The sequence below is a fragment of the Variovorax sp. LjRoot84 genome (assembly GCF_964254305.1).
In the GTDB taxonomy this organism is placed as follows: Bacteria; Pseudomonadota; Gammaproteobacteria; order Burkholderiales; family Burkholderiaceae_C; genus Variovorax.
The window spans coordinates 4149585-4175585 of record NZ_CAXUTE020000001.1; the positions used below are offsets into that span (position 1 = coordinate 4149585).

Sequence of the window (26001 nt, forward strand, 5' to 3'; positions counted from 1 at the left end):
CTCAACCGGGCCCCAAGCCCAACAACCGCCGTCTCCAGATCCGACGCAGTCGCCCGCGATATTGCATTTGCGACTGCAAACCCTGCGTGACGGAAGGAAAACTCAATGTCTGAATCTTTTGCCGACCTGTTCGAAGAATCCCTGAAGCGTTCCGAAATGCGCACCGGCGAGGTCATCACCGCCGAAGTCGTGCGTGTCGAACACAACCACGTCGTGGTCAACGCAGGCCTCAAGTCCGAAGCCTACGTGCCGATCGAGGAGTTCAAGAACGACAAGGGCGAACTCGAAGTCCAGGCCGGCGATTTCGTTTCCGTTGCCATCGGCAGCGTTGAAAACGGCTACGGCGACACCATCCTCTCGCGCGACACCGCCAAGCGTCTGGCTTCGTGGCTCGCTCTCGAGAAGGCACTCGAATCCGGCGATTTCGTCACCGGCACCACCAGCGGCAAGGTCAAGGGCGGTCTCACCGTCCTGGTCAACGGCATCCGCGCGTTCCTGCCGGGCTCGCTGATCGATACGCGTCCGATCAAGGACCTGACCCCCTACGAGAACAAGACCCTCGAATTCAAGGTCATCAAGCTCGACCGCAAGCGCAACAACGTGGTGCTCTCGCGCCGCGCCGTGGTCGAAGCCAGCATGGGCGAAGAGCGCGCCAAGCTGATGGAAACGCTGAAGGAAGGCGCAGTCGTGCGCGGCGTCGTCAAGAACATCACCGAATACGGTGCGTTCGTCGACCTCGGCGGCATCGACGGTCTGCTGCACATCACCGACATGGCATGGCGCCGCGTTCGCCACCCGAGCGAAGTGGTGCAGGCCGGCCAGGAAATCACCGCCAAGATCCTCAAGTTCGACACCGAGAAGAACCGCGTCTCGCTGGGCCTCAAGCAGATGGGCGACGACCCGTGGATGGGCGTCTCGCGCCGCTACCCGCAAGGCACGCGCCTGTTCGGCAAGGTCACCAACATCGCCGACTACGGCGCCTTCGTCGAGCTCGAGCCCGGCATCGAAGGCCTGGTGCACGTCTCCGAAATGGACTGGACCAACAAGAACATCGCCCCGAACAAGATCGTCTCGCTGGGCGACGAAGTCGAAGTCATGGTCCTCGAGATCGACGAAGACAAGCGCCGCATCAGCCTGGGCATGAAGCAGTGCAAGGCCAACCCGTGGCAGGAATTCGCGCAGAACACCAAGCGCGGCGACCGCGTCAAGGGCCCGATCAAGTCGATCACCGACTTCGGCGTGTTCGTCGGCCTGGCTGCCGGCATCGACGGCCTGGTGCACCTGTCCGACCTCTCGTGGAACGAGCCCGGCGAAACCGCCGTGCGCAACTACAAGAAGGGCCAGGAAGTCGAAGCGATCGTGCTGGCCGTGGACGTCGACCGCGAGCGCATCAGCCTCGGCATCAAGCAGCTCGACAGCGACCCGTTCACCACCTTCACCACGGTGAACGACAAGGGCCAGATCGTGACCGGCAAGGTCAAGACCGTGGACGCCCGCGGCGCCGAGATCGACCTCGGTGACGACATCATCGGCTATCTGCGCGCCAGCGAGATCTCCCGCGACCGCGTGGAAGATGCACGCAACGTGCTCAAGGAAGGCGACGAAGTCACGGCCGTGGTGGTCAACGTGGATCGCAAGACCCGCAACATCCAGCTGTCGATCAAGCAGAAGGACATGGTCGACGAGCAAGGCGCGATGGCCAGCCTGAGCCAGCAGTCGGCACGCGAGAACGCGGGCACGACCAGCCTGGGTGCTCTGCTGCGCGCCAAGCTCGACAACAGCGACAAGTAAACAGAGGAAAACACGGTGAGCGTTGCTCACCGTGTTCTTCTGTGGTTTATGACTCGTTCTGACCTTGTCGAAGAATTGGCGGCGCGCTTCGCTCAACTGACGCACCGCGACGCCGAATACGCCGTCAAGACCATTCTTGATGCGATGAGCGACGCGCTGGTGCGCGGGCACCGCATCGAGATCCGCGGCTTCGGCAGCTTCACGGTGAACCGGCGTCCGCCGCGCATCGGCCGCAATCCGCGGTCGGGCGAGAGCGTGCAGATTCCCGAAAAGCGGGTGCCGCACTTCAAGCCGGGCAAGGCGCTGCGCGAGGCGGTCGACGCCCGCACGGCCGAACTCGACGCGCAGAAACGCGAAGCCTGAAGCATAGAATTCCCCCGCCAACGGGGACGCGCATGAAATACCTCCTGTGGCTGCTCAAGGCAGCCATTTTTTTTACCCTCTTCGCCTTCGCGCTGAACAACCAGCACGACGCCACCGTCTACTTCTTCTTCGGCACCCACTGGCGCGCCCCGCTCGTGCTGGTGGTGCTTGCGGCCTTTGCCGGCGGACTCGTGGTCGGCGCGCTCGGCATGCTGCCGGGCTGGTGGAAGCACCGCAGCGCCGCGGCGCAGCTGCCCGCGGCGCCGGTCTCGCCCGTCACGGCAGCCCCTGCCCCGGCAGCCGCCGCCACCGACCTTCCCGCCGTACGCCAACATGGACTTTGATTTCAGCTGGCTGCTGCTCGGCCTGCCCCTCGCCTTCGTCCTCGGCTGGCTGGCCTCGCGTTTCGATCTCAGGCAGTTGCGCATCGAGAACCGGCAGGCGCCCAAGGCCTACTTTCGCGGCCTCAACTTCCTGCTCAACGAGCAGCAGGACCAGGCCATCGATGCCTTCATCGAAGCCGTTCAGAACGACCCCGACACCCAGGAGCTGCACTTCGCGCTGGGCAACCTGTTTCGCCGCCGCGGCGAATACCAGCGTGCTGTGCGCGTGCACGAGCACCTGCTGGGCCGCGGCGACCTGAGCCGCGCCGACCGCGATCGCGCGCAGCATGCGCTGGCGCAGGACTTCCTGCGCGCCGGCCTGCTCGACCGCGCCGAAGCCGCGCTGCAGAAGCTCGAAGGCACGCGCTACGAGAACGAGGCCCGGCTCGCCCTGCTCGCCATCTACGAACGCTCGCGCGAGTGGGCGCAAGCCGCCGCAGTGGCGCAGAAGCTCGACGAGACCGAGCAGGCCAGCTACGGCGTGCGCCGGGCCCATCACCTCTGCGAGCAGTCCGCCGAGCAGGCGGCGGCCGGCGACCTGAACGCCGCAGCGCAGTTGCTGGAGCAGGCGGTCGCGCTGGCGCCGCAGGCGCCGCGGCCGGCCATCGACACGGCCACGCTGCAACTGCGCAACGGCGACTCCGCCAAGGCCTTCGAAACGCTCGCCGCCCTCAGCGAGAACGCGCCGCTGGCGCTGCCTCTTTACGCGGCGATGCTGCAGCAGGCCTCGGTCGCTTCGCAACGCGCGGGCGAGGCGCTGATCCTGCTCCAGCGCCGCTATGCAGAATCGCCCTCGATCGACGTGCTCGAGGCAATCATGGCCTTGGGCGGCGCGCCGGTGCTGCCGGAGGACACCACGTCCAGCGCGCCAGCGGCGCCGGAACCGCGCGACGGCTACATCGCGCACCTGGCCCACCAGCCCTCCCTCGTGGCGGCGTCCCGCTGGCTGGCGAGCGAGCCCTTCACGCACGAGCAGTTCCATCCGCAGGTACAACGCGCGCTCGACCAGGCCACGCGGCCGCTGCTGCGCTACCGCTGCGCAGCCTGCGGCTTCGAAGCCCATCAGCATTTCTGGCACTGCCCCGGCTGCCAGGCCTGGGACAGCTACCCGCCCCGGCGCGTCGAAGAGCTCTGAGCAAATCTGATCAACTCTGACTTCGTCGCAGAGGCGTCAACCCGCAGCTCAGAACCTGCCGTTGAAACCCGCGCCGTGCGCATGCCGCGTGCGGCGGGATGCCCCGTCATCCCTTTCACAACAATGTCAGGGAATCTCAAGTGAAGAAAATGTTGGCCATCATGGCCATGCTCGTTGCGACCGCCTCCTGGGCAGCAGTCGATGTCAACAAGGCGACGGACGCAGAGCTCGATGCGCTCAGGGGCGTGGGCCCCGCGCTCTCCAAGCGCATCATCGAAGCACGCAAGCAAAGCGCGTTCAAGGACTGGCCGGACCTCATGAGCCGGGTCAAGGGCGTGAAGGAGAAGGCGGCCGCCAAGCTGTCTGCCGAAGGGCTGACCGTCAATGGCCAGAGCTTCGCGGGCGCCGCGGCACCTGCGGCCAAGGTCGCGAAGTCCGAGACCCCCAAGGCCGACGGCGCCTCCAAGAAGGCCGACGCCAAGCCCTGAACCATCTCCGCCGCGGTTCGCCGCGCTGATCCCAAGCCGCCTACGGTCGGCTTTTTCATTCGCGCCGAGGCGTCGGCCATGCGCCTACGGCAGGGGAAAGCCCCACGCGATGGCCCGATATTTGCACGTATGCTCCCCGTCGCCTTTTTACTTTCGTACGTTCTGGAGAGCCCATGAATCACAAGTTCGGCATTGCCCTCGCTGGCCTGACCCTCGGCGCAGCAGCGTTGGCGCAAACCAAGTGGGACCTGCCCACCGCCTACCCGGCCACCAACTACCACACCGAGAACATCACGCAGTTCGCGAAGGACGTCGACGCCGCCACCGGCGGCAAGCTCAAGATCACCGTGCATGCGAACGCATCGCTGTTCAAGGCGCCCGAAATCAAGCGCGCCGTGCAAAGCGGCCAGGCCCAGGCCGGCGAGATCCTGCTGGCCAATTTCGCCAACGAGAACCCGATCTACGCGCTCGACGGCGTGCCCTTCCTTGCGACCACCTATCCCGAAGCGAAGAAACTCTACGAGGCTTCCAAGCCCGCCATGGAGAAGCTGCTGGCCGCACAGGGCATCAAGGTGCTGTTCATGGTGCCATGGGCACCTCAGGGCATCTACGTGAAGAAGGAAATCGGCTCCGTCGCCGACCTGCGCGGCATCAAGTGGCGCGCCTACAGCCCCGCCACGGCCAAGATCGCCGAACTGATCGGCGCGCAGCCGGTGCAGATCCAGCAGGCTGAGCTGAGCGCGGCGATGGCCACGGGCGTGATCGAAAGCTACATGAGTTCCGGCTCGACCGGCTACGACACCAAGACCTACGAGCACATCAAGAACTTCTACGACACGCAGGCCTGGATCCCGAAGAACGCGATCCTGGTCAATGCCAAGGCCTTCGACGCGCTCGACCCCGCCACCAAGGCCGCAGTGACCAAGGTCGCGGCCGACGCCGAGGCACGCGGCTGGAAGGTCGCCCAGGAAAAGAACGACGAATACAAGCGCCTGCTGGCCGAGCGCGGCATGAAGATCCACAAGCCTTCGCCCAAGCTCGATGCCGACATGCGCCAGGTCGGCGGCATCATGCAGGCCGACTGGCTCAAGGCCACCGGCGCCGATGGCCAAGCGATCGTCGACGCCTACAAGAAGAAATAAGACATGCGCCGATTCCTCGATCGTCTGTACGGCGGCGCAGGTGCGCTCGGCGCGTTCTGCGTGTTCCTGATCTTCGTGCTGATGGTCGTGGCCGGCGTCGGCCGCCAGATGAACTGGCATGTGAGCGGGCTCAACGATGCGGTGTCCTGGCTCTGCGCCGCGGCCTCCTTCTTCGCGATGGCCCATGCCTTCCGCCACGGCGACTTCGTGCGCGTGACGCTGCTGCTCGATGCCGTGCCGCTCAAGATGCGGCGCGTGCTCGACGTCACGTGTTTGCTGATCGCCGCGGTCTCGGTGACCTACCTCACCTACTGGGCCACCAGCTTCACCTGGGAGAGCTACGAATTCGCCGAGATGGCGACCGGCCTCCTGGTCATCCCGATCTGGATTCCGCAATCGACCTTCGTGATCGGCTGCTGGCTGCTGCTCGTCGCGATGATCGACGAACTGGTCGGCGTGGTGCGCGGCGAGAAGCCGAGCTACCAGCGCGCAGTCGAAGAACGGCACGCGGCCGGCGACTTCTCCTCGGATATCTAGATGCTCGATACCCTCCTCATGGGCGCGCTGCTGCTCGCCATCATGCTGCTGCTCCTGGCCGGCGGCGTCTGGATCGCGATGACGCTGGCCATCGTCGGCTGGGTCGGCCAGGCCTTCTTCACCAACACGCTGCCCGGCAAGAACCTGTTCTCGGCCTTCTGGGAAAGCAATGCCAGCTGGGAGCTCGCGGCGCTGCCGCTCTTCATCTGGATGGGCGAGATCCTGTTTCGCACCAAGCTCAGCGAAGAGATGTTCGAAGGCCTGCGCCCCTGGCTCAACCGCGTGCCGGGCCGCTTGATGCACACCACCATCCTCGGCTGCGGCGTGTTCGGCTCGGTCTCGGGTTCGTCGGCCGCGACCTGCGCGACCATCGCCAAGGTCGCGCTGCCGGAACTCAAGCGCCGCGGCTACAACGAGAAGCTGGCCATCGGCTCGCTCGCGACCGCCGGCACGCTCGGCATCCTGATCCCGCCCTCGATCACCATGGTGGTCTATGCGGTGGCGGCCGACGCCTCGATCATCCGCATCTTCCTGGCCGGCTTCCTGCCGGGCTTCCTGTTGATGCTGCTGTTCTCGGGCTACATCGGCTGGTGGAGCCTGCGCAACCCCGACAAGGTGCCGCCGGCCGATCCGCCGACCGGCTTCAGGGAAAAGATCCGCCTCTCGGGCAACCTGATTCCCTGCGGATTGCTGATCGTCTTCATCGTATGGGTGCTGGTCGCGGGCTGGGCCACGGCCACCGAGTGCGCGGCCTTCGGCGTGCTGGGTTCGCTGGCCATCGCGGCGTGGGGCAAGAGCCTTACCTGGCAGAACTTCAAGGACGGGATCATGGGCGCCACGCGCACCAGCTGCATGATCATGTTCATCCTGGCCGGCGCCGCCTTCCTCACCAAGACCATGGCCTTCACCGGCATCCCGATGCAGCTGGCCGAGTGGGTGGACGGCATGCACCTCTCGCCCTATGCGTTGATCGGCGCGCTGGTGGTGGTGTACCTGGTGCTGGGCACCGCGCTCGACGGCATCAGCATGATCGTGCTCACGGCCGCCGTGGTGCTGCCCATGGTGCAGAAGGCCGGCTTCGACCTCGTCTGGTTCGGCATCTTCGTGGTGCTCTTGGTCGAGATCGCGGAGGTCACGCCGCCGGTGGGCTTCAACCTGTTCGTGCTGCAGAACATGACCGGCAAGGACAGCAACGTGATCGCCAAGGCCGCGATCCCCTTCTTCTTCTGCCTGGTGCTGTGCATCGCGCTGATCACGCTGTTCCCGGGCATCGTGACCGTGTTGCCCAACGCGGTGATGGGCGTCGAGAAGTAGGCGCCGTGCTGCCGGTGTTCGCGATCTGCGTCGGCGCCTCGCTGGGCGCACTGGCACGCTGGGGGCTGGGGCTCTGGCTCAGCACCCCCGGCGCGTCGATTCCCTACGGCACGCTTGCCTCCAACCTCATCGGCGGCTATCTGGTCGGCGTTGCGGTCGCCATGTTCCAGGCCATACCGCAACTCGACCCGGTCTGGCGCCTGCTGCTGATCACCGGCTTTCTCGGCGGGCTCACCACCTTCTCCAGCTTCTCCGCCGAGGTGATCGCGATGCTGATGCAGGACCGGCTCGCGCTGGCCTTCGGCACGGCGGCGCTGCATGTCTGCGGCTCGCTGGTCCTCACCTGGATGGGCATTCGCACGGTGCAGCAGTTCGCCGGCTGATTCGAGGGCTTTCTCCGAGGGGCGCTCGATAGAATCGATCGCGATGCCCCTTGTCCTCCTCGTCGCACTGCCCTTTGTTGCCAGCGTGCTCGCGGCCTTGCTGCCGTCGGATGCACGCAACCGGGAGTCGACGCTGGCGGGCCTGGTCGCGCTGGGTTGCGCGGTGCAGGCTGCATGGCTCTTCCCGCAACTCGCCGACGGCAATGTGATCCGCGAGGAGATCGCGTGGCTGCCCGCGCTCGGCCTCAACCTCGTGTTCCGCATGGACGGCTTCGCCTGGCTGTTCTGCATGCTGGTGCTCGGCATCGGCACGCTGGTCGTGCTCTACGCGCGGTACTACATGTCGCCTTCGGACCCGGTGCCGCGCTTCTTCGCCTTCTTCCTCGCCTTCATGGGCGCGATGGTCGGCGTGGTGCTTTCGGGCAACCTGATCCAGATGGTGCTGTTCTGGGAGCTCACCAGCCTGTTCTCCTTCCTGCTCATCGGCTACTGGCACCACCGGCGCGACGCGCGGCGCGGCGCGCGCATGGCGCTCACGGTCACGGGCGCGGGCGGCCTGTGCCTGCTCGCGGGCGTGCTGGTGCTGGGCCGCATCGTCGGCAGCTACGAACTCGACGTGGTGCTGGCCTCGGGCGAGGAGATTCGTGCGCACCGGCTCTATCCGCTGGTGCTGGTGCTGGTGCTGCTCGGCGCCTTCACCAAGAGCGCGCAATTCCCTTTCCACTTCTGGCTGCCGCGCGCGATGGCGGCGCCCACGCCCGTTTCCGCCTACCTGCACTCGGCCACCATGGTGAAGCTGGGCGTGTTCCTGATGGCGCGGCTGTGGCCGGTGCTCTCCGGCACCGAGGCCTGGTTCTGGCTCGTGAGCGGTGCGGGCGCCGCCACGCTGCTCTTGGGTGGCTATGTCGCGATGTTCCAGCGCGACCTCAAGGCGCTGCTCGCTTACTCGACCATCTCGCACCTCGGGCTCATCACGCTGCTGCTCGGACTCAACAGCCCGCTGGCCGCCGTCGCGGCCGTGTTCCACGTCATGAACCACGCGACCTTCAAGGCCTCGCTCTTCATGGCGGCCGGCATCATCGACCACGAGAGCGGCACGCGCGACATCCGCAAGCTGAGCGGCCTGCTCCGGCTGATGCCCATCACCGGCACGCTGGCGATCATCGCCAGCGCCTCGATGGCCGGCGTGCCGCTGCTCAACGGCTTCCTCTCCAAGGAGATGTTCTTCGCCGAGACCGTGTTCATCCGGGCCACCCCCTGGGTCAACTTGAGCCTGCCGGTCATCGCGACGCTGGCCGGCGTGTTCAGCGTGGCCTATTCGGCGCGCTTCGTGTTCGACGTGTTCTTCGGCCCGTCCCCCGGCCCCGACGTGCCGAAGCAGCCGCACGAACCGCCGCACTGGATGCGCGTGCCGGTCGAACTGCTGGTGCTGACCTGCCTCGTGGTCGGCGTGGCGCCGGCCTGGTCGGTGGGCGCCTTCCTCGCCGCGGCAGCGACGCCGGTGGTCGGCGGCGTGCTGCCCGAATACAGCCTGGCCGTGTGGCACGGCTTCAACACGCCGCTCCTGATGAGCTTCGTCGCGCTCGCGGGCGGCGCGGGACTCTACATGCTGCAGCGGCGCGGACGCGCCCGCGGCGATCTCGAGTACACGCCGCTGCTGCATCGCTTCGACGGCCAGCGCATGTTCGAGAACCTGCTCGCGCGCCTCAGCGAAGCCGGCCGGCGCAGCCGGCGCCTCTTCGGCACGCGGCGGCTGCAAATGCAGTTGCTGCTGCTGGTCGTCGTCGCCGTCGCCGGCGCGGCGGCCTCGCTGTGGCTCACGCCTGCCGAGCGCGGAACGCGCGAACTGCTGCCCTTCTCGACCATGTTCGCGATGACCTGGGTCATCGGCGGCATCTGCGCGCTGGCCGCCGCCTGGCAGGCCAAGTTCCACCGGCTGGCCTCGCTGATGCTGGCCTCGGGCGCGGGCCTGGTGTGCTGCACCACCTACATCTGGTTCTCGGCGCCCGACCTCGCGCTCACGCAGCTGGTGGTGGAGACCGTGACCGTGGTGCTGATCCTGTTGGGCCTGCGCTGGCTGCCGATGCGCACCGCCAAGCCGCAGCCCGCACTGGTGCGAATCCGGCTCTGGGGGCGGCGCGGGCGCGACTTGACTATTGCGGCACTGTCCGGATGCGGCATGGCCGCGCTGGCCTGGACCGTGATGACGCGCCCCTTCCCCCAAAGCATTTCGCCCTTCTTCCTCGAGCGCGCCCTGCCCGAGGGCGGCGGCACCAACGTGGTCAACGTGATGCTGGTTGACTTCCGCGGCTTCGACACCTTCGGCGAGATCGCAGTGCTCGGCATCGTCGCCCTCGCCGTCTATGCACTGCTGCGCCGCTTCCGGCCCGCGCCCGAGTCCATGGCCCTGCCCGCGCAGCAGCGCGCGCAGACCGACGACGGCAGCAGCGACCTGCTGAACCCGCGCCGTGCCCAGGACACCGCCGTCGGCTACCTCATGGTGCCGGCCGTGCTCGTGCGCTTCCTGCTGCCGCTCTCGGTGCTGGTGTCGATCTACTTCTTCATGCGCGGTCACAACCAGCCGGGTGGCGGCTTCGTCGCCGGGCTGGTGATGTCGGTGGCGCTGGTGCTGCAGTTCATCGTCTCCGGCGCCGAGTGGGTGGAAGAACACCTGCGCATCTACCCGCGGCGCTGGATCGCGATCGGCCTGCTGCTCGCGCTGGCCACCGGCTCGGGCGCGGTGCTGTTCGGCTATCCCTTCCTCACCACGCACACCGCGCACCTGCACCTGCCGGTGCTCGGCGAGGTGCACGTGCCGAGCGCATTGTTCTTCGACATCGGCGTGTTCGCGCTGGTGCTGGGCGCGACCATGCTGATCCTCACCGCGCTGGCCCATCAGTCCATCCGCAGTCACCGCTGGGCTGACGAACAAGCCGACAAAGAAGCCGAGCGCGCCGCGGCCGATGCGAAAGGCGCCGCCTGATGGAGGCCGTGCTCGCCATCGCCATCGGTGTACTCGCCGGCTCCGGCGTCTACTTGCTGCTGCGCCCGCGCACCTTCCAGGTGATCATGGGCCTCACGCTGATCTCCTATGCGGTGAACCTGTTCATCTTCAGCATGGGCCGCGTCAAGATCGATAGCGAACCGGTGCTGATCCCGGGCTTCGCCGCCACGCTGGCCAACACCGCCGATCCGATGCCGCAGGCGCTGGTGCTCACCGCGATCGTGATCGGCTTCGCGATGACCGCGCTGTTCCTGGTCGTGCTGCTGGCCTCGCGCGGGCTCAGCGGCACCGACCACGTGGACGGCGAAGAGCGCAAGGAGCCGCAGGAATGACAGGCCTCTTCCGCTTCCTCGACCACCTGCTCGAGCTCGGCATGCCGCATCTCGTGGCGGTGCCGATCCTGCTGCCCCTGTTCACGGCCGCGCTGATGCTGCTCCTGGGCGAACAGCGCCGGCGCACCAAGTCTTTCCTGAGCGTGGTCTCCGGCCTGGTCGGCCTCCTGGCCGCGCTGGCCTTGCTTCGCTGGGTCAACGCCGCCGACACCGGCAGCGGCGCAGGCTCGATCGGCGTCTACCTGCCGGGCAACTGGCGTGCACCCTTCGGCATCGTGCTGGTGGCCGATCGGCTCTCGACGATGATGGTGGCGCTCACCGGCGTCGTCGCCTTCGCCGCCTCGATCTACTCGACCTCGCGCTGGGACCGGGCCGGCGTGCACTTCCATCCGCTGCTGCAGCTGCAGCTCATGGGACTCAACGGTGCTTTCCTGACCGGCGACCTGTTCAACCTCTTCGTCTTCTTCGAAGTGATGCTCGCCGCCTCCTACGGTTTGCTGCTGCACGGCTCCGGCCGGCTGCGCGTGCAGGCCGGCCTGCACTACGTGGCCATCAACCTCGCGGCCTCGTCGCTGTTCCTCGTGGGCGCAGCGCTGCTCTACGGCGTGACCGGCACCCTCAACATGGCCGACCTCGGCATGCGCATTGCGCAGCTCGCGCCGGCCGATCGCGGCCTGGTGCATGCGGCCGCGGCCATCCTCGCGACCGCCTTCTTCGCCAAGGCCGGGGCCTGGCCGCTCAACTTCTGGCTGGTGCCGGCCTACAGCGCCGCCGTGTCGCCGGTCGGTGCGGTGTTCGCGCTCCTCACCAAGCTCGGCGTCTACACGGTGCTCAGGCTCTGGACCGTGCTGTTCGCGCCCGACACCGGTGCTTCGGCGCAGTTCGGGCAGGCCGTGCTGGTCGCGACCGGGCTGGCCACGCTGTTCGTCGGTGCACTCGGCATCGTCGGCACCCAGCGGCTGTCCAACCTTGCCGGCTTCAGCGTGCTGATCTCCGCCGGCACGCTGCTGGCCGCCATCGGACTCGGGCAGCCGGCGGTGTGGGCGGGTGCGCTCTACTACCTGCTGACGTCCACGCTGGCGGCCAGCGCCTTCTTTCTCCTGATCGACATGATCGAGCGCTGGCGCAATGCAGGCATGAGCGTCGCGCCGCACGAGGCGGCCGGCGATGCACCCTTTCTCTCGGAAGACTTGAGTCGCCTGGACGACGTGAATCTCGACGACGATGCGCAAGCGCTTTACGGGCGCGCCATTCCGGCCGGCATCGCCTTCCTCGGCCTCGGCTTCGTCGGCTGCACGCTGCTGCTGGCAGGACTGCCGCCGCTGTCGGGTTTCGTCGGCAAGTTCGCGATGCTCTCGGGCCTGCTCGGCGCGGAACAAGGCATCACGCCGGCGGGCTGGGCCTTCATCGCGCTCTTGATCGTCTCGGGTTTTCTTTCGCTGATCGCCCTGAGCCGCACCGGCATTCGCCACTTCTGGACCCAGCCGCACGCCACCCTGCCTTCGCTGCCTGCGGTCGAAGTGCTGCCGGTGGCGGCGCTGCTGGCGGCCTGCCTCGCGCTGACGCTCGCGGCCGAGCCGGTGATGCGGCACGCCGCCGCCACGGCCGAAGGCCTGCGTTCGCCCGCCGCCTACCGCGAGGCCGTGCTCGGCGCGCGGCAGCTCCCGGGCCCCACCACGCAAGCAGGAGGCAGCGCACGATGATCAAACGCTGGCTTCCCTCGCCGCCGCTGTCGCTGGCACTCTTCGTCGTGTGGCTGCTGCTGAACCAGTCGCTCGATGCAGCGACGCTGCTGCTGGCGGCCATCCTCGCGATCGCGGTCCCGATCCTGACCCAGAGCCTCAGGCCCGCCACGGTGCGCATGCGCCGTCCGGGGCTGGTGCTGCGGCTCGCCGGCGTCGTCGCGCTGGACCTCGTCCATTCGGCCCTGACCGTGGCCCGGCTGCTGCTCACGCGGCGCGGCAGCGGCATGTCGCCACGCTTCGTGCGCGTGCCGCTCCAACTGCGCGATCCCAATGCGCTGGCGGTGCTGGCGATGATCCTGTGCCTCACGCCGGGCACGGCCTGGGGCGAGATCTCGCTCGACCGCTCCACGCTCCTGATCCACGCGTTCGACGTCGAGGACGAAGCAGCCTTCGTCGCCACGATCAAGGCGCGCTACGAGCGCCCGCTGATGGAGATCTTCGAATCATGACCCCCGTGCTCTTCTGGGCCCTCAAGCTGGCGCTGCTGCTGCTTGCGGTGGCCATGCTGTGCGCACTGGCGCGCCTGCTCGTCGGCCCCACCGCGCAAGACCGCGTGATGGCGCTCGACTGCCTCTACGTCAACGGCATGCTGATGATGCTGGTGCTCGGCATCGTCTATGCGAGCAATGTCTACTTCGAGGCGGCGATGCTGATCGCGCTGTTCGGCTTCGTCGGCTCGACCGCGCTCGCGAAGTTCCTGCTGCGCGGCGAGGTGATCGAATGAGCGACTTCATCGTGGGCCCGCTGCCGCTTTGGGCCGAGATCCTGGCCGCGGTATTCACCGTGCTGGGCGCCGCCTTTGCCGCTATCGGCTCCTTCGGGCTGGTGCGGCTGCCAACCTTCTTTCACCGCATCCATGCGCCCACGCTCGGTGCGACGCTCGGCGTGTGGTGCATCACGCTGGCCACCATCATTTACTTCTCCGTGCAGGGCGCAAACCTGTTCCTGCACGCGGTGCTGATCGCGCTCTTCGTCGCCCTCACGGCGCCGGTCACGACCATCTTCCTGATGCGCGCCGCGCTGTTCCGCGAGCGCCAGAAGGGCGGCGACATTCCGCCGCCCACCTAGCGCCATTCCATCAAGGGGCTGGGCTTCGGACGGCTTAATCGCTACGCTCGCGGGACTCAATCCCAGGAGCGCGTCATGTTCTACGGCCTCACGCAGCTCGGTGTCGTGCACACCGCCATCAGCCTCCTCGCGGTCGCCGCGGGCATCGTGGCCTTCTTCCGCTACAAGCAAATCACCCTGGCGACCCGCGCGGGGCAGGTCTACCTGTGGACCACCGTCCTGACCTGCCTGACCGGCTTCGGCATCTTCCAGCACGGCGGCTTCGGCAAGCCGCATGTGCTGGGCATCGCCACGCTCGTGGTGCTGGGCATTGCGGTACTGGCCGGCCGCTCGCGTGCCTTCGGCAAGGCGTCGGCCTATGTGGAAGTGGTGAGCTATTCGCTCACCTTCTTCTTCCACATGATTCCCGGCGTGACCGAGACCTTCACGCGCGTGCCGCTGGGATCTCCGGTGTTCGCCAACGCCGACGATCCCGGCCTGCAGAAGGTCATCGGCCCGATCTTCATCCTGTTCCTGATCGGCGCCTTCCTGCAGGTGCGCCGCCTGCGTGCCGCGAACCGACTGGCGGTCGCAGCTACCGGAGAGCTCAGCCCTTGATGAAAGCCAGCAGGTCGGCGTTGAACTGCTCGGCGTGCGTGCTGGCCAGGCCGTGCGAAAGGCCCGGGTAGATCTTCAGCGTCGAGCCCTTGACCAGCTTGGACGACAGCATGGCCGAGGCGCCGATCGGCACGATCTGGTCGTCGTCGCCATGCGCGATCAGGGTCGGCACGTCGATCTTCTTGAGGTCTTCGGTGAAGTCGGTTTCCGAGAACTGCTTGATGCAATCCAGCAGGCCCTTGTGCCCGCCCATCATGCCCTGCAGCCAGAACGAATCTCGCAAGCCCTGCGAGACCTTGGCGTTGGGCCGGTTGGCGCCGTAGAAAGGTGCGGTCAGGTCCTTGAAGAACTGCGAGCGGTCGGCCGTGACGCCGGCGCGGATGCCGTCGAAGACCTCGAGCGGCAGGCCGCCCGGATTGGCCGCCGTCTTCAGCATCAGCGGCGGCACGGCGCCCAGCAGCACGGCCTTGGCGACGCGCTTCGTGCCGTGGCGGCCGATGTAGCGCGTCACCTCGCCGCCGCCGGTGGAATGGCCCACCATCACCGCGTCCTTGATGTCGAGCTTGTTCATCAGCTCGGCCAGGTCGTCGGCGTAGGTGTCCATGTCGTTGCCGTTCCAGGGTTGGCTGGAGCGGCCGTGGCCGCGCCGGTCGTGAGCGATGACGCGAAAGCCGCGCTCGCCGAGGAACACCATCTGGGCGTCCCAGGCGTCGGCCGTCAGCGGCCAGCCGTGCGAAAAAACGACCGGCTGGCCCGTGCCCCAGTCCTTGTAGTAGATCTGCGTGCCGTCTTGGACGGTGATGGTGTTGCTCATGGTTTGCTCTCCGCGGTTGTGATGCGACGCCTTGCCAAGCGTAGACGCCGATAGGGTTCGGAAGAACCGCAGGAAGAGTAATGCCGCTCTATGACTTTGGGGAGACTTAAAGTCAAAGTCCCGCGAGCCACTTGAAGCCGACGATGAGCGCCACCCCCAGCAGCGCCAGAACCACGAGCCGGCCCCAACGCACGGCACGGTACTCCGGGGCATCGTCCAGGTCGGGTCGCGCGAGCGTGTCGAACGAGGTGTCCGGCTTGTCTCGTGCCCAGTCGTGGAAGTTGTCGCGCTCGGTGTTCATGTAATACATTATAACTACATGTAAGCAAAACTTGCGGAGCCGGCGTTAAGCCTGGCAGGGACAACACCGGGGCGACACACGGCTATACAAGATTTCGCTTGTGCCTTACGCCTACTTCACATGGCAGGAGCACGATGAAGGCTCCTTCCAAGCACAAGGAGCTCGCATGAGAAAGATTACTTTCACTCTTGGCGCCGCCGCCCTGCTGTCGCTCGGCGCGATCACGGCTCCGGCCCATGCTGAATACGGCGAGCGCTATCCGCACCGCGTGATCGTGGTTCCGGCGCCGCCTCCGCCGCCGCAGGTTTACTACGGGCAGCCCTATTACGGCCAGCCGCAGCAGCGCTGGCACGGCGACGATCGCTGGGATTCCCGCCGCCGCGGCTGGGGGGACAACGACCGCGACGGCGTACCGAACCGCTACGACCGCGATCGCGACGGTGACGGCGTGCCCAATCGCTACGACCGCCGCCCGAACAACCCCTATCGCTACTAGGTAGCCTCGCGCCGGCGACGGCGCTCGACGGCGTTCCGAATACTCGTAGACGGTGCATGTGGACACCGTCCAGTATCTCTGCTAAGGTTTGTGGATGGTGTACACAAACCCGAGGAGATACGCATGCTGCTCGCCGACAAGACTGCAGTGATCCACGGCGCCGGGGGCGCCGTCGGCGGTGCCGTCGCACGCGCCTTCGCCCGAGAAGGCGCCAAGGTGTTTCTCGCCGGCCGCACGCTGGCCCGCCTCGAAGCCGTCGCAGCGGACATCGAGGCCGCGGGCGGCACGGCCGAAAGCGCGGTGGTCGATGCCCTCGATGCGCAAGCGGTCGACCGGCATGCCGATGCCGTGGCGCAGAAGGCCGGCGGCATCGACATCGCATTGAATGCCATCGGCGTTGCACACGTCCAGGGCACGCCCTTCGCAGACCTGTCGCTGCAGGACTACGAATACCCGATCACCATCTACACGCGCAGCAACTTCATCACCGCGCAGGCCGTGGCGCGGCACATGGCGAAGAAGGGTTCGGGCGTGATCCTCACCCTCTCGACGCCAGGCGCCCGCCTGCCGGGGCCCGGCTACATGGGAAACTGCGTGGCGAGCGCAGCGGTCGAGGCGATGTCCCGCCACTTGGCCGGCGAGCTCGGCGCGCAGGGCATCCGCGTCGTCTGCATGCGGCCCCATGCGATTCCCGAGGCGGTGGCGACTTCGCACACGCGTGAGGTGTTCCGTCCGCTGGCCGAACGCGCCGGCCTCAGCATCGACCAGATGCTCGCAGGCGCGGCCACCGGCACGTTGCTGAAACGTCTGCCGACGCTGGACGAGGTGGCGAACACGGCGGTGTTCCTGGCCTCCGGCTACGCCGGCGCCATCACCGGCACCGTCGCCAACCTCAGCTGCGGCTTTCTCGTCGATTGAACGGAGATTTTTTTCATGCTCAAGACCATCGTCATCGCCATCGTCGTCCTGTTGGCCGCATTGCTCGGGTGGGCGGCCACCAAGCCCGACACCTTCCGCGTCGAGCGCAGCACCACCATCAAGGCGCCGCCGGGAAAAATCCTTCCCCTCATCAGCGACTTCCGCAATTGGCGCGCCTGGTCGCCCTACGAGAACCTGGAGCCGGAAATGAAAAGAACCTTGAGCGGCCCGCCCAGCGGCAAGGGCGCCGTGTACGCATGGGAAGGCGAAGGCAAGGCCGGCGCCGGACGCATGGAGATCACGGAGGTCGTCGCGCCGGCGTCACGCGTCAAGATCCAGCTCGACTTCAGCAAGCCCTTCGAGTCCCACAACACCGCCGAATTCACGATGCAGCCCGAGGGCGATGCCACCAAGCTGACCTGGGCGATGTACGGGCCCAATCCCTACATGGCGAAGCTCATGCAGGTGTTCTTCGACATGGACACGATGGTCGGCAAGGACTTCGAGACCGGCCTCGGCAACCTCAAGACGGCCGCGGAGAAGCAAGGATGAGCCAGCACATCGAAGGTCGCCGGCGCTGGCTGGCGCTCATGGTCCTTTGCCTCGGCGTCCTGATGATCGTGCTGGACACCACGATCGTGAACGTGGCGCTGCCCTCGATCCGCACCGACCTCGGTTTCACCGAGACCTCGCTGGTCTGGGTGGTGAACGCCTACATGCTCACCTTTGGCGGCTTCCTGCTCTTGGGCGGCCGGCTGGGCGACCTGTTCGGGCATCGGCGGCTGTTCCTGCTCGGCATCACGCTGTTCACCGTCGCCTCGCTGGCCTGCGGTCTCTCGAACTCGCAAGCCCTGCTGGTCGCCGCGCGCGCGGTGCAGGGCCTGGGCGGCGCGGTGGTCTCGGCGGTCGCGCTCTCGCTGATCATGAACCTGTTCACCGAACCGGCCGAACGCGCCAAGGCGATGGGCGTCTACGGCTTCGTGTGCGCCGGCGGCGGCAGCATCGGCGTGCTGCTGGGCGGCCTCCTGACCGACGCCCTCAGCTGGCACTGGATCTTTCTCGTCAACCTGCCGATCGGTGTGGCGGTCTATGCGCTGTGCCTCGCACTGCTGCCGCACCTGCCCGGGCATGCGGCCGGCGAGAAGCTCGACGTCGGCGGCGCGGTGACCGTCACGCTTTCATTGATGCTGGCGGTGTATGCAATCGTCAACGGCAACGAGATCGGCTGGACTTCGACGCAGACGCTGGGCCTGCTCGGCATCGCGGCGGCATTGCTGGCGGTCTTCATCGCCATCGAGGCGCGCGTGCGCCATCCGCTGATGCCGCTGCGCCTGTTCCGCCTGCGCAACGTGGCCGTCGCCAACGTGATGGGCGTGCTGTGGGCCGCCGCGATGTTCGCGTGGTTCTTCATCTCGGCGCTCTACCTGCAGCTGGTGCTGGGCTACAGCCCGATGCAGGTCGGCCTCGCCTTCCTGCCGGCCAACCTCATCATGGCGGTCTTCTCGCTCGGCCTCTCGGCCAAGCTGGTGATGCGCTTCGGCAACCGCGGGCCGCTCGCGTTCGGGCTGCTGCTGGCGGCCGCGGGACTGGCGCTGTTCGCGCGCGCGCCGGTGGACGGCAGCTTCCTGCTCGACGTGATGCCAGGCATGACGCTGCTCGGCCTCGGCGCCGGCATCGCGCTCAACCCGATGCTGCTGGTCGCGATGAGCGATGTCGCGCCGAGCGAATCGGGCCTGGCTTCGGGCATCGTCAACACGGCTTTCATGATGGGCGGCGCATTGGGCCTCGCGGTGCTCGCGAGCCTTGCCTCGGCGCGCACCGACCGCCTCACGGGCTCCGGGGCGCATGCGCTGGCCGCGCTCAATGGCGGCTATCACGTGGCCTTCATCGTCGGCGCCGTCTTCGCGGCCGCGGCGGCCTTGCTCGGCGCCTTGCTGCTGCGTGCCGGATCGCTGTCGCCCGAAACCGAAGAGGAAAAAGAGCCGGTCGGCGCCGCACGCACCAGCTAGAACCGCCAGTCGATGTAACCGGCGCGACGATCGGTCTTCGCCTACAGAAATCGAAGACCTCGGCGCCCAGGATGAGTGGGCCATGAAAAATCCGATCAAACTCACCATCGATGAGCCGGCGCCCGGATCCTTCGTCTGGACGCTGCTCGAAACCGACACCGACGGCGCGCCGCGGAAGGTTCTGAAATCGGCGGAATACGACGCCGACACTTACGAGGCCGCGCTAGCGGCCGGAACCCGCGTGATGGATGCCGAGCTGCGCAGGAGCGCTGCGCCCCCGCGGCGCCGCAGCATGACGAACTGATCAGGCCAGGTGCGTCTTCAGGGGCACGGCGGAGTCTGCCGCAACCGCCGGGTCCGGGCTGCGTCCGGCTTCCAGCAGCTTGCGGCTCATCATGTGGTCTACCGGCGCATTGACCGACTCGACGCAGCGCAGCACGCCGTCCACGTAGTGCAGCAGCGAGAACGAAGCCGGATTGGCGCCCGGGCGCCGCACCATGCTCGCGCCGGCCGTGCCTTCGGCGGGGACCAGCCCGGCCATCTGCAAGCGCAGGCTGCCCTGATCCGACCAGAACCACGGCACAGCGTCGTGCGGACGGGCCGCGCCGGTCAGGGTGGCGACGGCCGTGCGCGCCTGGTCATTGGCGTTCTGCACCGACTCCAGCCGCAAGGCCTGGCCTGCGCGCCGATCCGGAAAGCGCGTGCAGTCGCCGACCGCGAGCACGGCCTCGTCGCTGGTCTGCATGTAGGCGTCGACCACGATGCCATCGGCGCACTCCAGCCCGGCGGCCTGCGCGAGCGCGGTCTCGGGCACGGCGCCGATGCCGAGCAGCATCAGGTCGACCGGCTGCGCCACGCCGTCGAGCTCGATCGCCGCGAGACGCCGGCCCTCGGTCTGCCAGGCGCCGCATTGCACGCCGGTGCGGATGTCCATGCCCGCGGCGCGATGGGTCGCGAGCACATGCTCGGACAAGGCGGGCGACACGGCCCGGCTCAAGAGCCGCGGCGCGCTTTCCAGAACGCTCACGCGCTTGCCGAGCGCCAGCGCCGTCGCCGCCACTTCGAGGCCGATGAACCCGCCGCCGAGCACCGTGACGTGCTGCGCCGCCATCAGCATCGAGCGCAGCTGCGCGGCCTCGTCGGCGGCACGCAGCAGCGCGACGTTCTCCAGCCCCACCAGCGCCGGCAACCGTCGTGCGCGGGTGCCGGTCGCGAGCACCAGCCGCTCCCAGCCGAGCACGGTGCCTGAACGCAGCGTGACGGTGCGCGCCGCGCGATCGATCACAAGCGCCGGGTCGCCCAGGTGCATCGTGATCCCGGCCTCGGCATACCACGCCTCGGCGCGGTGGAGCTGCGGCGCCTCGTCCGGACTCTTGAGGAAGGTCTTGGACAGCGGCGGCCGGTGATAGGGGATCGAGCTCTCTTCGCACACCAGGTGCACGCGGGCGCCCTGCCCCGCCTCCGCCAAGCCGGCGCACAGCTGTGCCGCGGCATGGCCGCCGCCGATGATCACGATGTCTCTGCTTGAATGCATGGTTGGCTTTTTCGTTGATGCCTGCAGATTCTCGCTCGGCGCGCCGCGCCCTTAGGATGCGCGGCATGACCCGCCGCATCGATGCCTACAGCCTGCGACTCTTCGTCTCGACGGCGCGCGCCGGCTCCATCGTGCGCGGCGCGGCGCTCGAGCACATCGCGCCCTCGGCGCTGAGCCGGCGCATCGCCGATCTCGAGCACGCCTTCGGCACTGCCCTTTTCGTGCGCTCGCCGCGCGGCATCGCGCTCACCGATGCGGGCCGCCTCGTGCTCGAGCGCGGGCAGCAGATCGACAACGACCTGCAGTCGCTGGTGCGCGAGGTGCAAATCGAGGGTGACGAAGTGCGCGGCACGGTCAGGCTCTACGCCAACATGTCGGCCGTGATCGGCTTCCTGCCCGAACGTCTGCAGGCCTTCATGGCCCGGTATCCGCGCGTCCAGATCTCGCTGCATGAAGAAGACACGCGCGACGTCATCCGTGCCTGCCTCGACGACCGTGCCGACGTCGGCGTGGGCGTGGAGGCGCCGGTACCCGCCGGGATCGATGCCTGGCGCTTCGCGACCGATCCGCTGCAGGTGGTGCTGCCCGCCGGCCATGCGCTGGCCAAACGAAAGGCCGTCGGCTTCGCCGAGCTGCTGGACCATCCGCTGATCGGCGTCCACCAGGGCGGCGCGCTCGACCGCTCCCTGCACGAACGTGCCCAGGCGCTGCAGAAAAAACCCTTTGCGCCCACCGTGTCGGTCAGCAGCTTCGATGCGGTCTGCCGCATGGTCGAGGCGGGCCTGGGCATTGCGGTGGTTCCGCAAAGCGCCGCCGCGGCCTATGCCGGCAGCCCGCGCTTCGTGCGCCGGCCGCTCGACGAGGCGTGGGCGGCGCGCGAGCTGCATCTCTATGCGCTGCGCAAGACGCCAAGGCCGCGCTCGGTCGCGGCATTGATCGACGCGCTGCGCGGGTAAGTCCCCATCTCGCATTTCGCGAGAGCCCCTGTGCCGCCTTGGCGCTTTTCGGCCCGAGGGCCTGACGCGAAGATCAGGCATGCCAGCCCTTGCGCCAGCTTCCGACGATCTTCCGGCGCTTCGCTTCGCGCCCAGGCTGCTCTTCTTGAGCAGCTCACCCGAAGTCGTCGAACAATGCCTGCGCGGCGAAACGCCGGCACTGGCGGAAGCCATGCCCTTGCGCGACGACATCTCGACCGACGAGATCACGCCGCTGCCCATCCTCACCCACTACGACGACAAGCTCGGCCGCTACCCCTACACCGGCTTCAAGACCGGTGACCGCCTGCCCGTCGGCACCGATGCGGTCCGCGCGGGCGGCATCGAGGTAGTGGTCGCGGGCAGGCGCTACGGCAAGGGCTCGTCGCGCGAGCACAGCCCCGCGGCCGAGAAACTGGCCGGCGTGCGGCTCGTGATCGGGGAGAGCTTCGAGCGCATCTACCGCCAGAACGCCGACAACATCGGCCTCTTCACCTCCACCGATTTCGGGCTGGTCGAACGCATCCGCGCCGGCGAGGCGATTCCGCTCGCCGAACTCGTCGCCGGCCGCGATGCGCTCGCCGCGGCCATCCTGCAAAGCGGCGGCCTGCTGCGCTTCGGCCAGCACTTCATGTGCCGCATCCGGAGCGCCGAGGGCGCGCCGCCCGAGCGGCCACGCACGCTGTTCGAGAAGATCGTGGCCCGCCATGCGCTCGCGACCGAGCTCACCGAGGCGCACCCGGCGCCCGGCGACGGCGCCTTCGTACGTGCCGACTGGCGCTTCATCCACGAGTACTACACCGGCATGGCGGCGCACATGCTGCATGCGACCTTCCGCAAGCCGTTGAACCTGCACGAGCCGGCATCGATCGTGGTGTTCGAGGACCACACCTCCTACGTCGGGGAAAGCCCGGCCCACGTGCGCGGCGGCCTGGTGCCCAACGTGCACCGCATGGTCGAGGCGCAGCGCGAATTCGCGGCCGCGTACGGCCTGCGCTCGCACCGCACCCTGACCGAGGAGGAGGCGCGCACCGACGACGGCAGCAACATCGCTGGCATCTCGCACGCGATGATGGCCGAGCGCTACGCGCTGCCGGGCCAGGTCGTGGTCGGCACCGACTCGCACACGCCGCACAGCGGCGCGCTGGGCTGCGTGGCATTCGGCGTCGGCACTACCGACATGGCCAATGCCTTCGTGACCGGCGCGCTGCGGCTCACCGTGCCGCAGTCGCTGCACATCGAGTTCGACGGCGCGCTGCGGCCCGGCGTGACCGCCAAGGACATCGTGCTGCACCTGCTGGCCGAGCCGCGCATCCGCGCCGGCGGCGGCGTGGGCCGGGTGTTCGAATTCACCGGCGAGGTGGTCGCGCTGCTGTCGACCGACGAGCGCGCGACGCTCACCAACATGACGGCCGAGCTCGGAGGCTTCACCGGCATCGTCGCGCCCGACGCGGAAACGGTGCGCTTCCTGCGCGAGCGGCGCGGCATCGACTTCGTGCTCGAGCCGTGGATGCGCAGCGACGCGGACGCGGTCTATGCGGAGACGATCCGCGTCGATTGCGCCGCGGTGCCGCCGATGGTGGCCCGCCCTGGCGACCCCGGCAACGGGCTGCCGCTGGCGGCGCTCGAGGAGCCGGTGCGCATCGACATCGCCTACGGCGGCTCCTGCACCGCGGGCAAGCGCGAGGACTTCGACCACTATCACGAGGTGCTGCGCTGGGCGGCCGACCGCGGCCTGCGCGTGCCGGATCGCGTGTCGCTCTACCTCCAATTCGGCACGACCGCGGTGCGCGACCACTGCGCGGCGCGCGGCTACCTCGATGCCTTCGAGCGGGTCGGTGCGCGCATCCTGCAACCGTCGTGCGGCGCCTGCGGCAACTGCGGCCCGGGCACCTCGGTGCGCAAGGAAGAGGTCACCGTGAGCGCGATCAACCGCAACTTTCCGGGCCGCGGCGGACCGGGCCAGGTCTGGCTCGCGAGCCCGCCGACCGTGGCCGCGAGCGCCATCGCAGGCGAGCTGCTGTCCTTCGAGGAACTGCGACGCCGGCATCCATGAAACAAGCAAGGAGACACACGTGACGATGATGAAAGCCCCCCTGATCCGCCGCATCGCGGCATCGCTCACCGGCGCCGCCTTGGCGACCGCAGCGCTCGCCCAGGCACCGGCCTCCGACAAGCCGATCCGCATGGTCGTGCCGCTGGCGGCCGGCTCCACCGTGGACGCGGTCGCGCGCGCCATCGGCCCGTCCTTCGGCAAGGCCGCGGGCCATCCGGTCGTGGTCGAGAACATCGCCGGCGCCGGCGGCATCCCAGGCACCACGCAGATCGTGAGGGCGCCGAAGGACGGCCTCACGCTGGGCATGATCTCGTCGAACCACGTGATCAACCCGGGCATCTACAAGACCGTGCCCTACGACACGCTGAAGGACATCACGCCGATCGCGGTGATCGCCACCGTGCCGCTGGTGCTGGTGGTGCACCCCTCGGTACCGGCGAAGAACGTCAAGGAACTGATCGCGCTCGCCAAGGCCAAGCCCGGCACGCTCAACTTCGGCTCGGCCGGCAACGGCAGCACGCTGCACCTGGCCGGCGAGCTGCTGGTCAGCGAGACCGGCATCGATATGAAGCATGTGCCCTACCGCGGCACCGGCCCGCTCGTCACCGACCTGATCGGTGGCCAGGTGCAGCTGGGCTTCGTGTCGGTGTCGCAGGTGGCGCCGCAGATCAAGGCCGGCACGCTGCGCGCGCTGGCCGTGTCGACGCCTACGCGTTCCGGCGCGCTGCCCGAGGTCCCGACCGCGGCGGAGGCCGGCGTGCCCGGCTACAGCTTCGACGCGTGGATTGCGCTGATCGGGCCGGCCGAGCTGCCGAAGAACATCGTCGACGGCTACAGCGGCGCGATGAAGATCGCGCTGGCCTCGCCCGAGGCGCAGAACGCGATCGCCGGCCAGGGGCTCATGGTGCTGAACACCGGCCCCGACGCGGCGCCGGCCTTCTTCCAGGCCGAGCTGAGCAAGCACCAGAAGCTGGTAAAGCAATCGGGAGCAACGCTCGATTGAATGGCCTGCGGACGCGGGTAGAGTCGGCCCAAATGGTCGTCCTCTACCACTGCGTCAGCGCCCGCTCCTTCCGCCCGCTGTGGATGCTCGAAGAGTTGGGCGCACCTTACGAGCTGCGCATGCTGCCCTTCCCGCCGCGCGCGCTGCAGCGCAGCTACCTCGAGATCAATCCGCTCGGCACCATCCCCTACCTCATCGACGGCGAGACGCGGATGACGGAGTCAGCCGCGATCTGCCAGTACCTGGCCGAGCGCTTCGACCCGGACAACCTGCACGGCCTGGCCGTTCGCCCCCACGAGCCCGGCTTCGGCGCCTGGCTCAATGGGTTGCACCAGGGCGAAGCCACGCTGACCTTCCCCCAGACCATCGTGCTGCGCTACGGCCGCTTCGAGCCCGACGAGCGCAAGCTGCCACAGGCGGCCGAGGACTACACGCGATGGTTCCTGGCACGGCTGCGCGGCATCGATGCGGTGCTGCAGCAGGAAGACTTCCTCAGCGCGGGACGCTTCACCGCCGCCGACATCTCGGTCGGCTATGCGCTGATGCTGGCCAGCAAGCTGGACCTGGTTGCGCAGCTTCCGGCCGCCGTTGCCGCCTACTGGCAACGCCTGCAGCAGCGCGACGGCTTCAGGCGCGCCCTCGTCGCGCAGCACGATGCGGCCCTGGCACAGGGCGTTTCGCCCCAAGATGCCAGCGTTGACTGAATCGGCATTGCACCTGCATAACCGTAGGGATGGACTTCCACCACCCGCTGTTCCAGAGCCTGGCGCTGCCGATTTGCATTGCATTCGCGGCGACGGGGTTTCTGCGCGGCGTGCTGGGCCCGGTCCAGGGCGCGCGCTGGGCCGCAGTGGGCGTCGCGGTGGCGATCGTCGGCACGGTGCTGTGGGTGCTGGGCTGGCGGCTGATGCCGGGCGCGCTGACCGAGAAGCTGCCGTGGGTCTATGCGGCTGCTGCGCTGCTTGGCCTCGGCCTCGAAGCCATGCGCGCCGGCCGGCGCGTGCAGTGGCTGGCAGCCGGCATCCTGTGGGCCCTGGTGCTGGCGATCCTGGCCTGGCAGCCGCTGCCGCTCAAGATCGGCATCTGGCTGCTGGGTCTGGCGGTGATCCGCGCCGTGTTGAAGGAAGCCCCGCGGCGCGCCGATGCGATCGCGATGCTCGTGCTCGCGAGCTTCGGGCTCGCGGCGCTCGCGATGATGTCCGGCTCTGCCCTGCTGTTCGAGCTGAGCCTCGGGCTGGGCGCCGCGCTGGCGGGCTGCGCGCTGTGGCTCTGGCCTGTGGGGCGCATCGCTTTCGGCGCCAGCGGCGCGGTCGTCGCGCTGCTGGCCTGGCTGGCGCTGGCACAGGCCACGGCATTGCTGACGCCGGCCCGGCCGGGCGCATTGCTGCTGCTGGCTGCATCCTTCACCTCCGGCTCGCTGGCGCGATGGGGACATCGGCGCCTGCGGCGCGGCGAGGGCCGCCCCTGGGTCGAAACGCTGATCGTGGCCGCGGTGGCCGCCTTGTGGGTTGCAGCCGCGCTGGCATTGGCGCATTGGGGCGGCAGGGTCGACGGGCCCGCCGCTAACATGGACGATCCCTACTACAAGCCCAGGTGGTGAATGCCCGCAACCCG

At 68.0% G+C, this 26001-nt stretch carries 29 protein-coding genes; 26 read left to right on the plus strand and 3 right to left on the minus strand.

All coding sequences use genetic code 11. The features are described from left to right. Window positions 1–105 precede the first annotated feature (105 nt). The 16 genes from rpsA to ACSQ9I_RS20715 all read left to right on the plus strand — a co-directional run bounded on the left by rpsA (window position 106) and on the right by ACSQ9I_RS20715 (window position 14282). Window positions 106–1791, plus strand: a complete 1686-nt coding sequence (rpsA, locus tag ACSQ9I_RS20640; RefSeq protein ID WP_436314282.1) for a 30S ribosomal protein S1 — start codon at window positions 106–108, stop codon at window positions 1789–1791. Window positions 1792–1839: 48 nt separating this feature from the next. Continuing rightward, window positions 1840–2154: an integration host factor subunit beta gene (locus ACSQ9I_RS20645; protein WP_093103101.1), complete on the plus strand. Its 315-nt coding sequence runs from the start codon at window positions 1840–1842 to the stop codon at window positions 2152–2154. Window positions 2155–2186: 32 nt separating this feature from the next. Beyond that, window positions 2187–2498 carry a LapA family protein gene (locus ACSQ9I_RS20650; RefSeq protein WP_093103099.1) on the plus strand — a complete coding sequence of 104 codons (312 nt, stop codon included), beginning with the start codon at window positions 2187–2189 and terminating at the stop codon, window positions 2496–2498. Then, the gene (lapB, locus tag ACSQ9I_RS20655) at window positions 2488–3672 is read left to right on the plus strand and encodes a lipopolysaccharide assembly protein LapB (RefSeq protein WP_436314283.1); all 1185 of its coding nucleotides are present in this window, start codon (window positions 2488–2490) and stop codon (window positions 3670–3672) included. Before ACSQ9I_RS20650 ends, lapB begins: the two co-directional genes overlap by 11 nt. Window positions 3673–3833: 161 nt before the next feature. Further along, entirely contained in the window at window positions 3834–4160 is a 327-nt protein-coding gene (locus ACSQ9I_RS20660) for a ComEA family DNA-binding protein (RefSeq protein ID WP_436314284.1), read from the plus strand. Between the two features lie 173 nt (window positions 4161–4333). Continuing rightward, window positions 4334–5302, plus strand: a complete 969-nt coding sequence (locus ACSQ9I_RS20665) for a TRAP transporter substrate-binding protein (RefSeq protein ID WP_093103096.1) — start codon at window positions 4334–4336, stop codon at window positions 5300–5302. Between the two features lie 3 nt (window positions 5303–5305). Then, window positions 5306–5839, plus strand: a complete 534-nt coding sequence (locus ACSQ9I_RS20670) for a TRAP transporter small permease (RefSeq protein WP_436314285.1) — start codon at window positions 5306–5308, stop codon at window positions 5837–5839. Further along, window positions 5840–7153, plus strand: coding sequence for a TRAP transporter large permease (locus ACSQ9I_RS20675; RefSeq protein ID WP_093103093.1), 1314 nt, complete (start codon window positions 5840–5842; stop codon window positions 7151–7153). 5 nt (window positions 7154–7158) lie between these two features. Next, window positions 7159–7536 carry a fluoride efflux transporter CrcB gene (crcB, locus tag ACSQ9I_RS20680; RefSeq protein WP_436291006.1) on the plus strand — a complete coding sequence of 126 codons (378 nt, stop codon included), beginning with the start codon at window positions 7159–7161 and terminating at the stop codon, window positions 7534–7536. A 43-nt stretch (window positions 7537–7579) separates the two neighbouring features. Then, window positions 7580–10519, plus strand: coding sequence for a monovalent cation/H+ antiporter subunit A (locus tag ACSQ9I_RS20685; protein ID WP_436314286.1), 2940 nt, complete (start codon window positions 7580–7582; stop codon window positions 10517–10519). After that, window positions 10519–10872 carry a Na+/H+ antiporter subunit C gene (locus ACSQ9I_RS20690; RefSeq protein ID WP_436304768.1) on the plus strand — a complete coding sequence of 118 codons (354 nt, stop codon included), beginning with the start codon at window positions 10519–10521 and terminating at the stop codon, window positions 10870–10872. The genes ACSQ9I_RS20685 and ACSQ9I_RS20690 overlap by 1 nt, the downstream gene beginning before the upstream one ends. Next, on the plus strand, window positions 10869–12575 hold the full coding sequence (locus ACSQ9I_RS20695; RefSeq protein WP_436304769.1) for a monovalent cation/H+ antiporter subunit D: 1707 nt from the start codon (window positions 10869–10871) through the stop codon (window positions 12573–12575). Before ACSQ9I_RS20690 ends, ACSQ9I_RS20695 begins: the two co-directional genes overlap by 4 nt. After that, a complete protein-coding gene (locus ACSQ9I_RS20700; protein ID WP_436315792.1) occupies window positions 12575–13066 on the plus strand; it encodes a Na+/H+ antiporter subunit E in 492 nt (163 codons plus the stop codon). The genes ACSQ9I_RS20695 and ACSQ9I_RS20700 overlap by 1 nt, the downstream gene beginning before the upstream one ends. Continuing rightward, window positions 13063–13341: a K+/H+ antiporter subunit F gene (locus ACSQ9I_RS20705; protein ID WP_436314287.1), complete on the plus strand. Its 279-nt coding sequence runs from the start codon at window positions 13063–13065 to the stop codon at window positions 13339–13341. Before ACSQ9I_RS20700 ends, ACSQ9I_RS20705 begins: the two co-directional genes overlap by 4 nt. Then, a complete protein-coding gene (gene mnhG, locus ACSQ9I_RS20710; RefSeq protein ID WP_436291002.1) occupies window positions 13338–13685 on the plus strand; it encodes a monovalent cation/H(+) antiporter subunit G in 348 nt (115 codons plus the stop codon). The genes ACSQ9I_RS20705 and mnhG overlap by 4 nt, the downstream gene beginning before the upstream one ends. Before the next feature lie 75 nt (window positions 13686–13760). Continuing rightward, window positions 13761–14282, plus strand: a complete 522-nt coding sequence (locus tag ACSQ9I_RS20715; RefSeq protein ID WP_436314288.1) for a hypothetical protein — start codon at window positions 13761–13763, stop codon at window positions 14280–14282. On the opposite strand, the gene ACSQ9I_RS20720 is transcribed toward ACSQ9I_RS20715, so the two are convergent. Together ACSQ9I_RS20720 and ACSQ9I_RS20725 are read right to left on the minus strand one after the other, a co-directional pair. Next, window positions 14272–15096, minus strand: a complete 825-nt coding sequence (locus ACSQ9I_RS20720) for an alpha/beta fold hydrolase (RefSeq protein WP_436314289.1) — start codon at window positions 15094–15096, stop codon at window positions 14272–14274. The genes ACSQ9I_RS20715 and ACSQ9I_RS20720 overlap by 11 nt on opposite strands. A gap of 112 nt (window positions 15097–15208) precedes the next feature. After that, on the minus strand, window positions 15209–15397 hold the full coding sequence (locus ACSQ9I_RS20725) for a hypothetical protein (protein ID WP_436314290.1): 189 nt from the start codon (window positions 15395–15397) through the stop codon (window positions 15209–15211). Window positions 15398–15563: 166 nt separating this feature from the next. On the opposite strand from ACSQ9I_RS20725, the gene ACSQ9I_RS20730 reads away from it, so the two are divergent. From ACSQ9I_RS20730 to ACSQ9I_RS20750, 5 genes are all read left to right on the plus strand, one after another. Beyond that, complete coding sequence (locus ACSQ9I_RS20730; protein ID WP_436314291.1) at window positions 15564–15893, plus strand: thrombospondin type 3 repeat-containing protein; 330 nt, start codon at window positions 15564–15566, stop codon at window positions 15891–15893. A gap of 123 nt (window positions 15894–16016) precedes the next feature. Continuing rightward, window positions 16017–16811: an SDR family NAD(P)-dependent oxidoreductase gene (locus ACSQ9I_RS20735; RefSeq protein ID WP_436314292.1), complete on the plus strand. Its 795-nt coding sequence runs from the start codon at window positions 16017–16019 to the stop codon at window positions 16809–16811. Window positions 16812–16826: 15 nt separating this feature from the next. Next, a complete protein-coding gene (locus tag ACSQ9I_RS20740) occupies window positions 16827–17363 on the plus strand; it encodes an SRPBCC family protein (protein ID WP_436314293.1) in 537 nt (178 codons plus the stop codon). After that, a complete protein-coding gene (locus ACSQ9I_RS20745; protein WP_436304776.1) occupies window positions 17360–18820 on the plus strand; it encodes an MFS transporter in 1461 nt (486 codons plus the stop codon). The genes ACSQ9I_RS20740 and ACSQ9I_RS20745 overlap by 4 nt, the downstream gene beginning before the upstream one ends. An 82-nt stretch (window positions 18821–18902) precedes the next feature. Continuing rightward, complete coding sequence (locus tag ACSQ9I_RS20750) at window positions 18903–19124, plus strand: hypothetical protein (RefSeq protein ID WP_436304778.1); 222 nt, start codon at window positions 18903–18905, stop codon at window positions 19122–19124. On the opposite strand, the gene ACSQ9I_RS20755 is transcribed toward ACSQ9I_RS20750, so the two are convergent. After that, complete coding sequence (locus ACSQ9I_RS20755) at window positions 19125–20354, minus strand: NAD(P)/FAD-dependent oxidoreductase (protein WP_436314294.1); 1230 nt, start codon at window positions 20352–20354, stop codon at window positions 19125–19127. 65 nt (window positions 20355–20419) lie between these two features. Here ACSQ9I_RS20755 and ACSQ9I_RS20760 point away from each other — a divergent pair, with 65 nt between their 5' ends. The 5 genes from ACSQ9I_RS20760 (at window position 20420) to ACSQ9I_RS20780 (ending at window position 25987) form a co-directional block, all read left to right on the plus strand. Then, window positions 20420–21310: a LysR substrate-binding domain-containing protein gene (locus ACSQ9I_RS20760; protein WP_436314295.1), complete on the plus strand. Its 891-nt coding sequence runs from the start codon at window positions 20420–20422 to the stop codon at window positions 21308–21310. Between the two features lie 79 nt (window positions 21311–21389). Then, window positions 21390–23384, plus strand: a complete 1995-nt coding sequence (locus tag ACSQ9I_RS20765) for an aconitase family protein (RefSeq protein WP_436314296.1) — start codon at window positions 21390–21392, stop codon at window positions 23382–23384. 25 nt (window positions 23385–23409) lie between these two features. Continuing rightward, window positions 23410–24387: a tripartite tricarboxylate transporter substrate binding protein gene (locus ACSQ9I_RS20770; RefSeq protein ID WP_436314297.1), complete on the plus strand. Its 978-nt coding sequence runs from the start codon at window positions 23410–23412 to the stop codon at window positions 24385–24387. Window positions 24388–24419: 32 nt separating this feature from the next. After that, window positions 24420–25091, plus strand: coding sequence for a glutathione S-transferase family protein (locus ACSQ9I_RS20775; protein ID WP_436314298.1), 672 nt, complete (start codon window positions 24420–24422; stop codon window positions 25089–25091). Between the two features lie 29 nt (window positions 25092–25120). Further along, entirely contained in the window at window positions 25121–25987 is an 867-nt protein-coding gene (locus ACSQ9I_RS20780) for a hypothetical protein (protein ID WP_436314299.1), read from the plus strand. Window positions 25988–26001 lie beyond the last annotated feature (14 nt).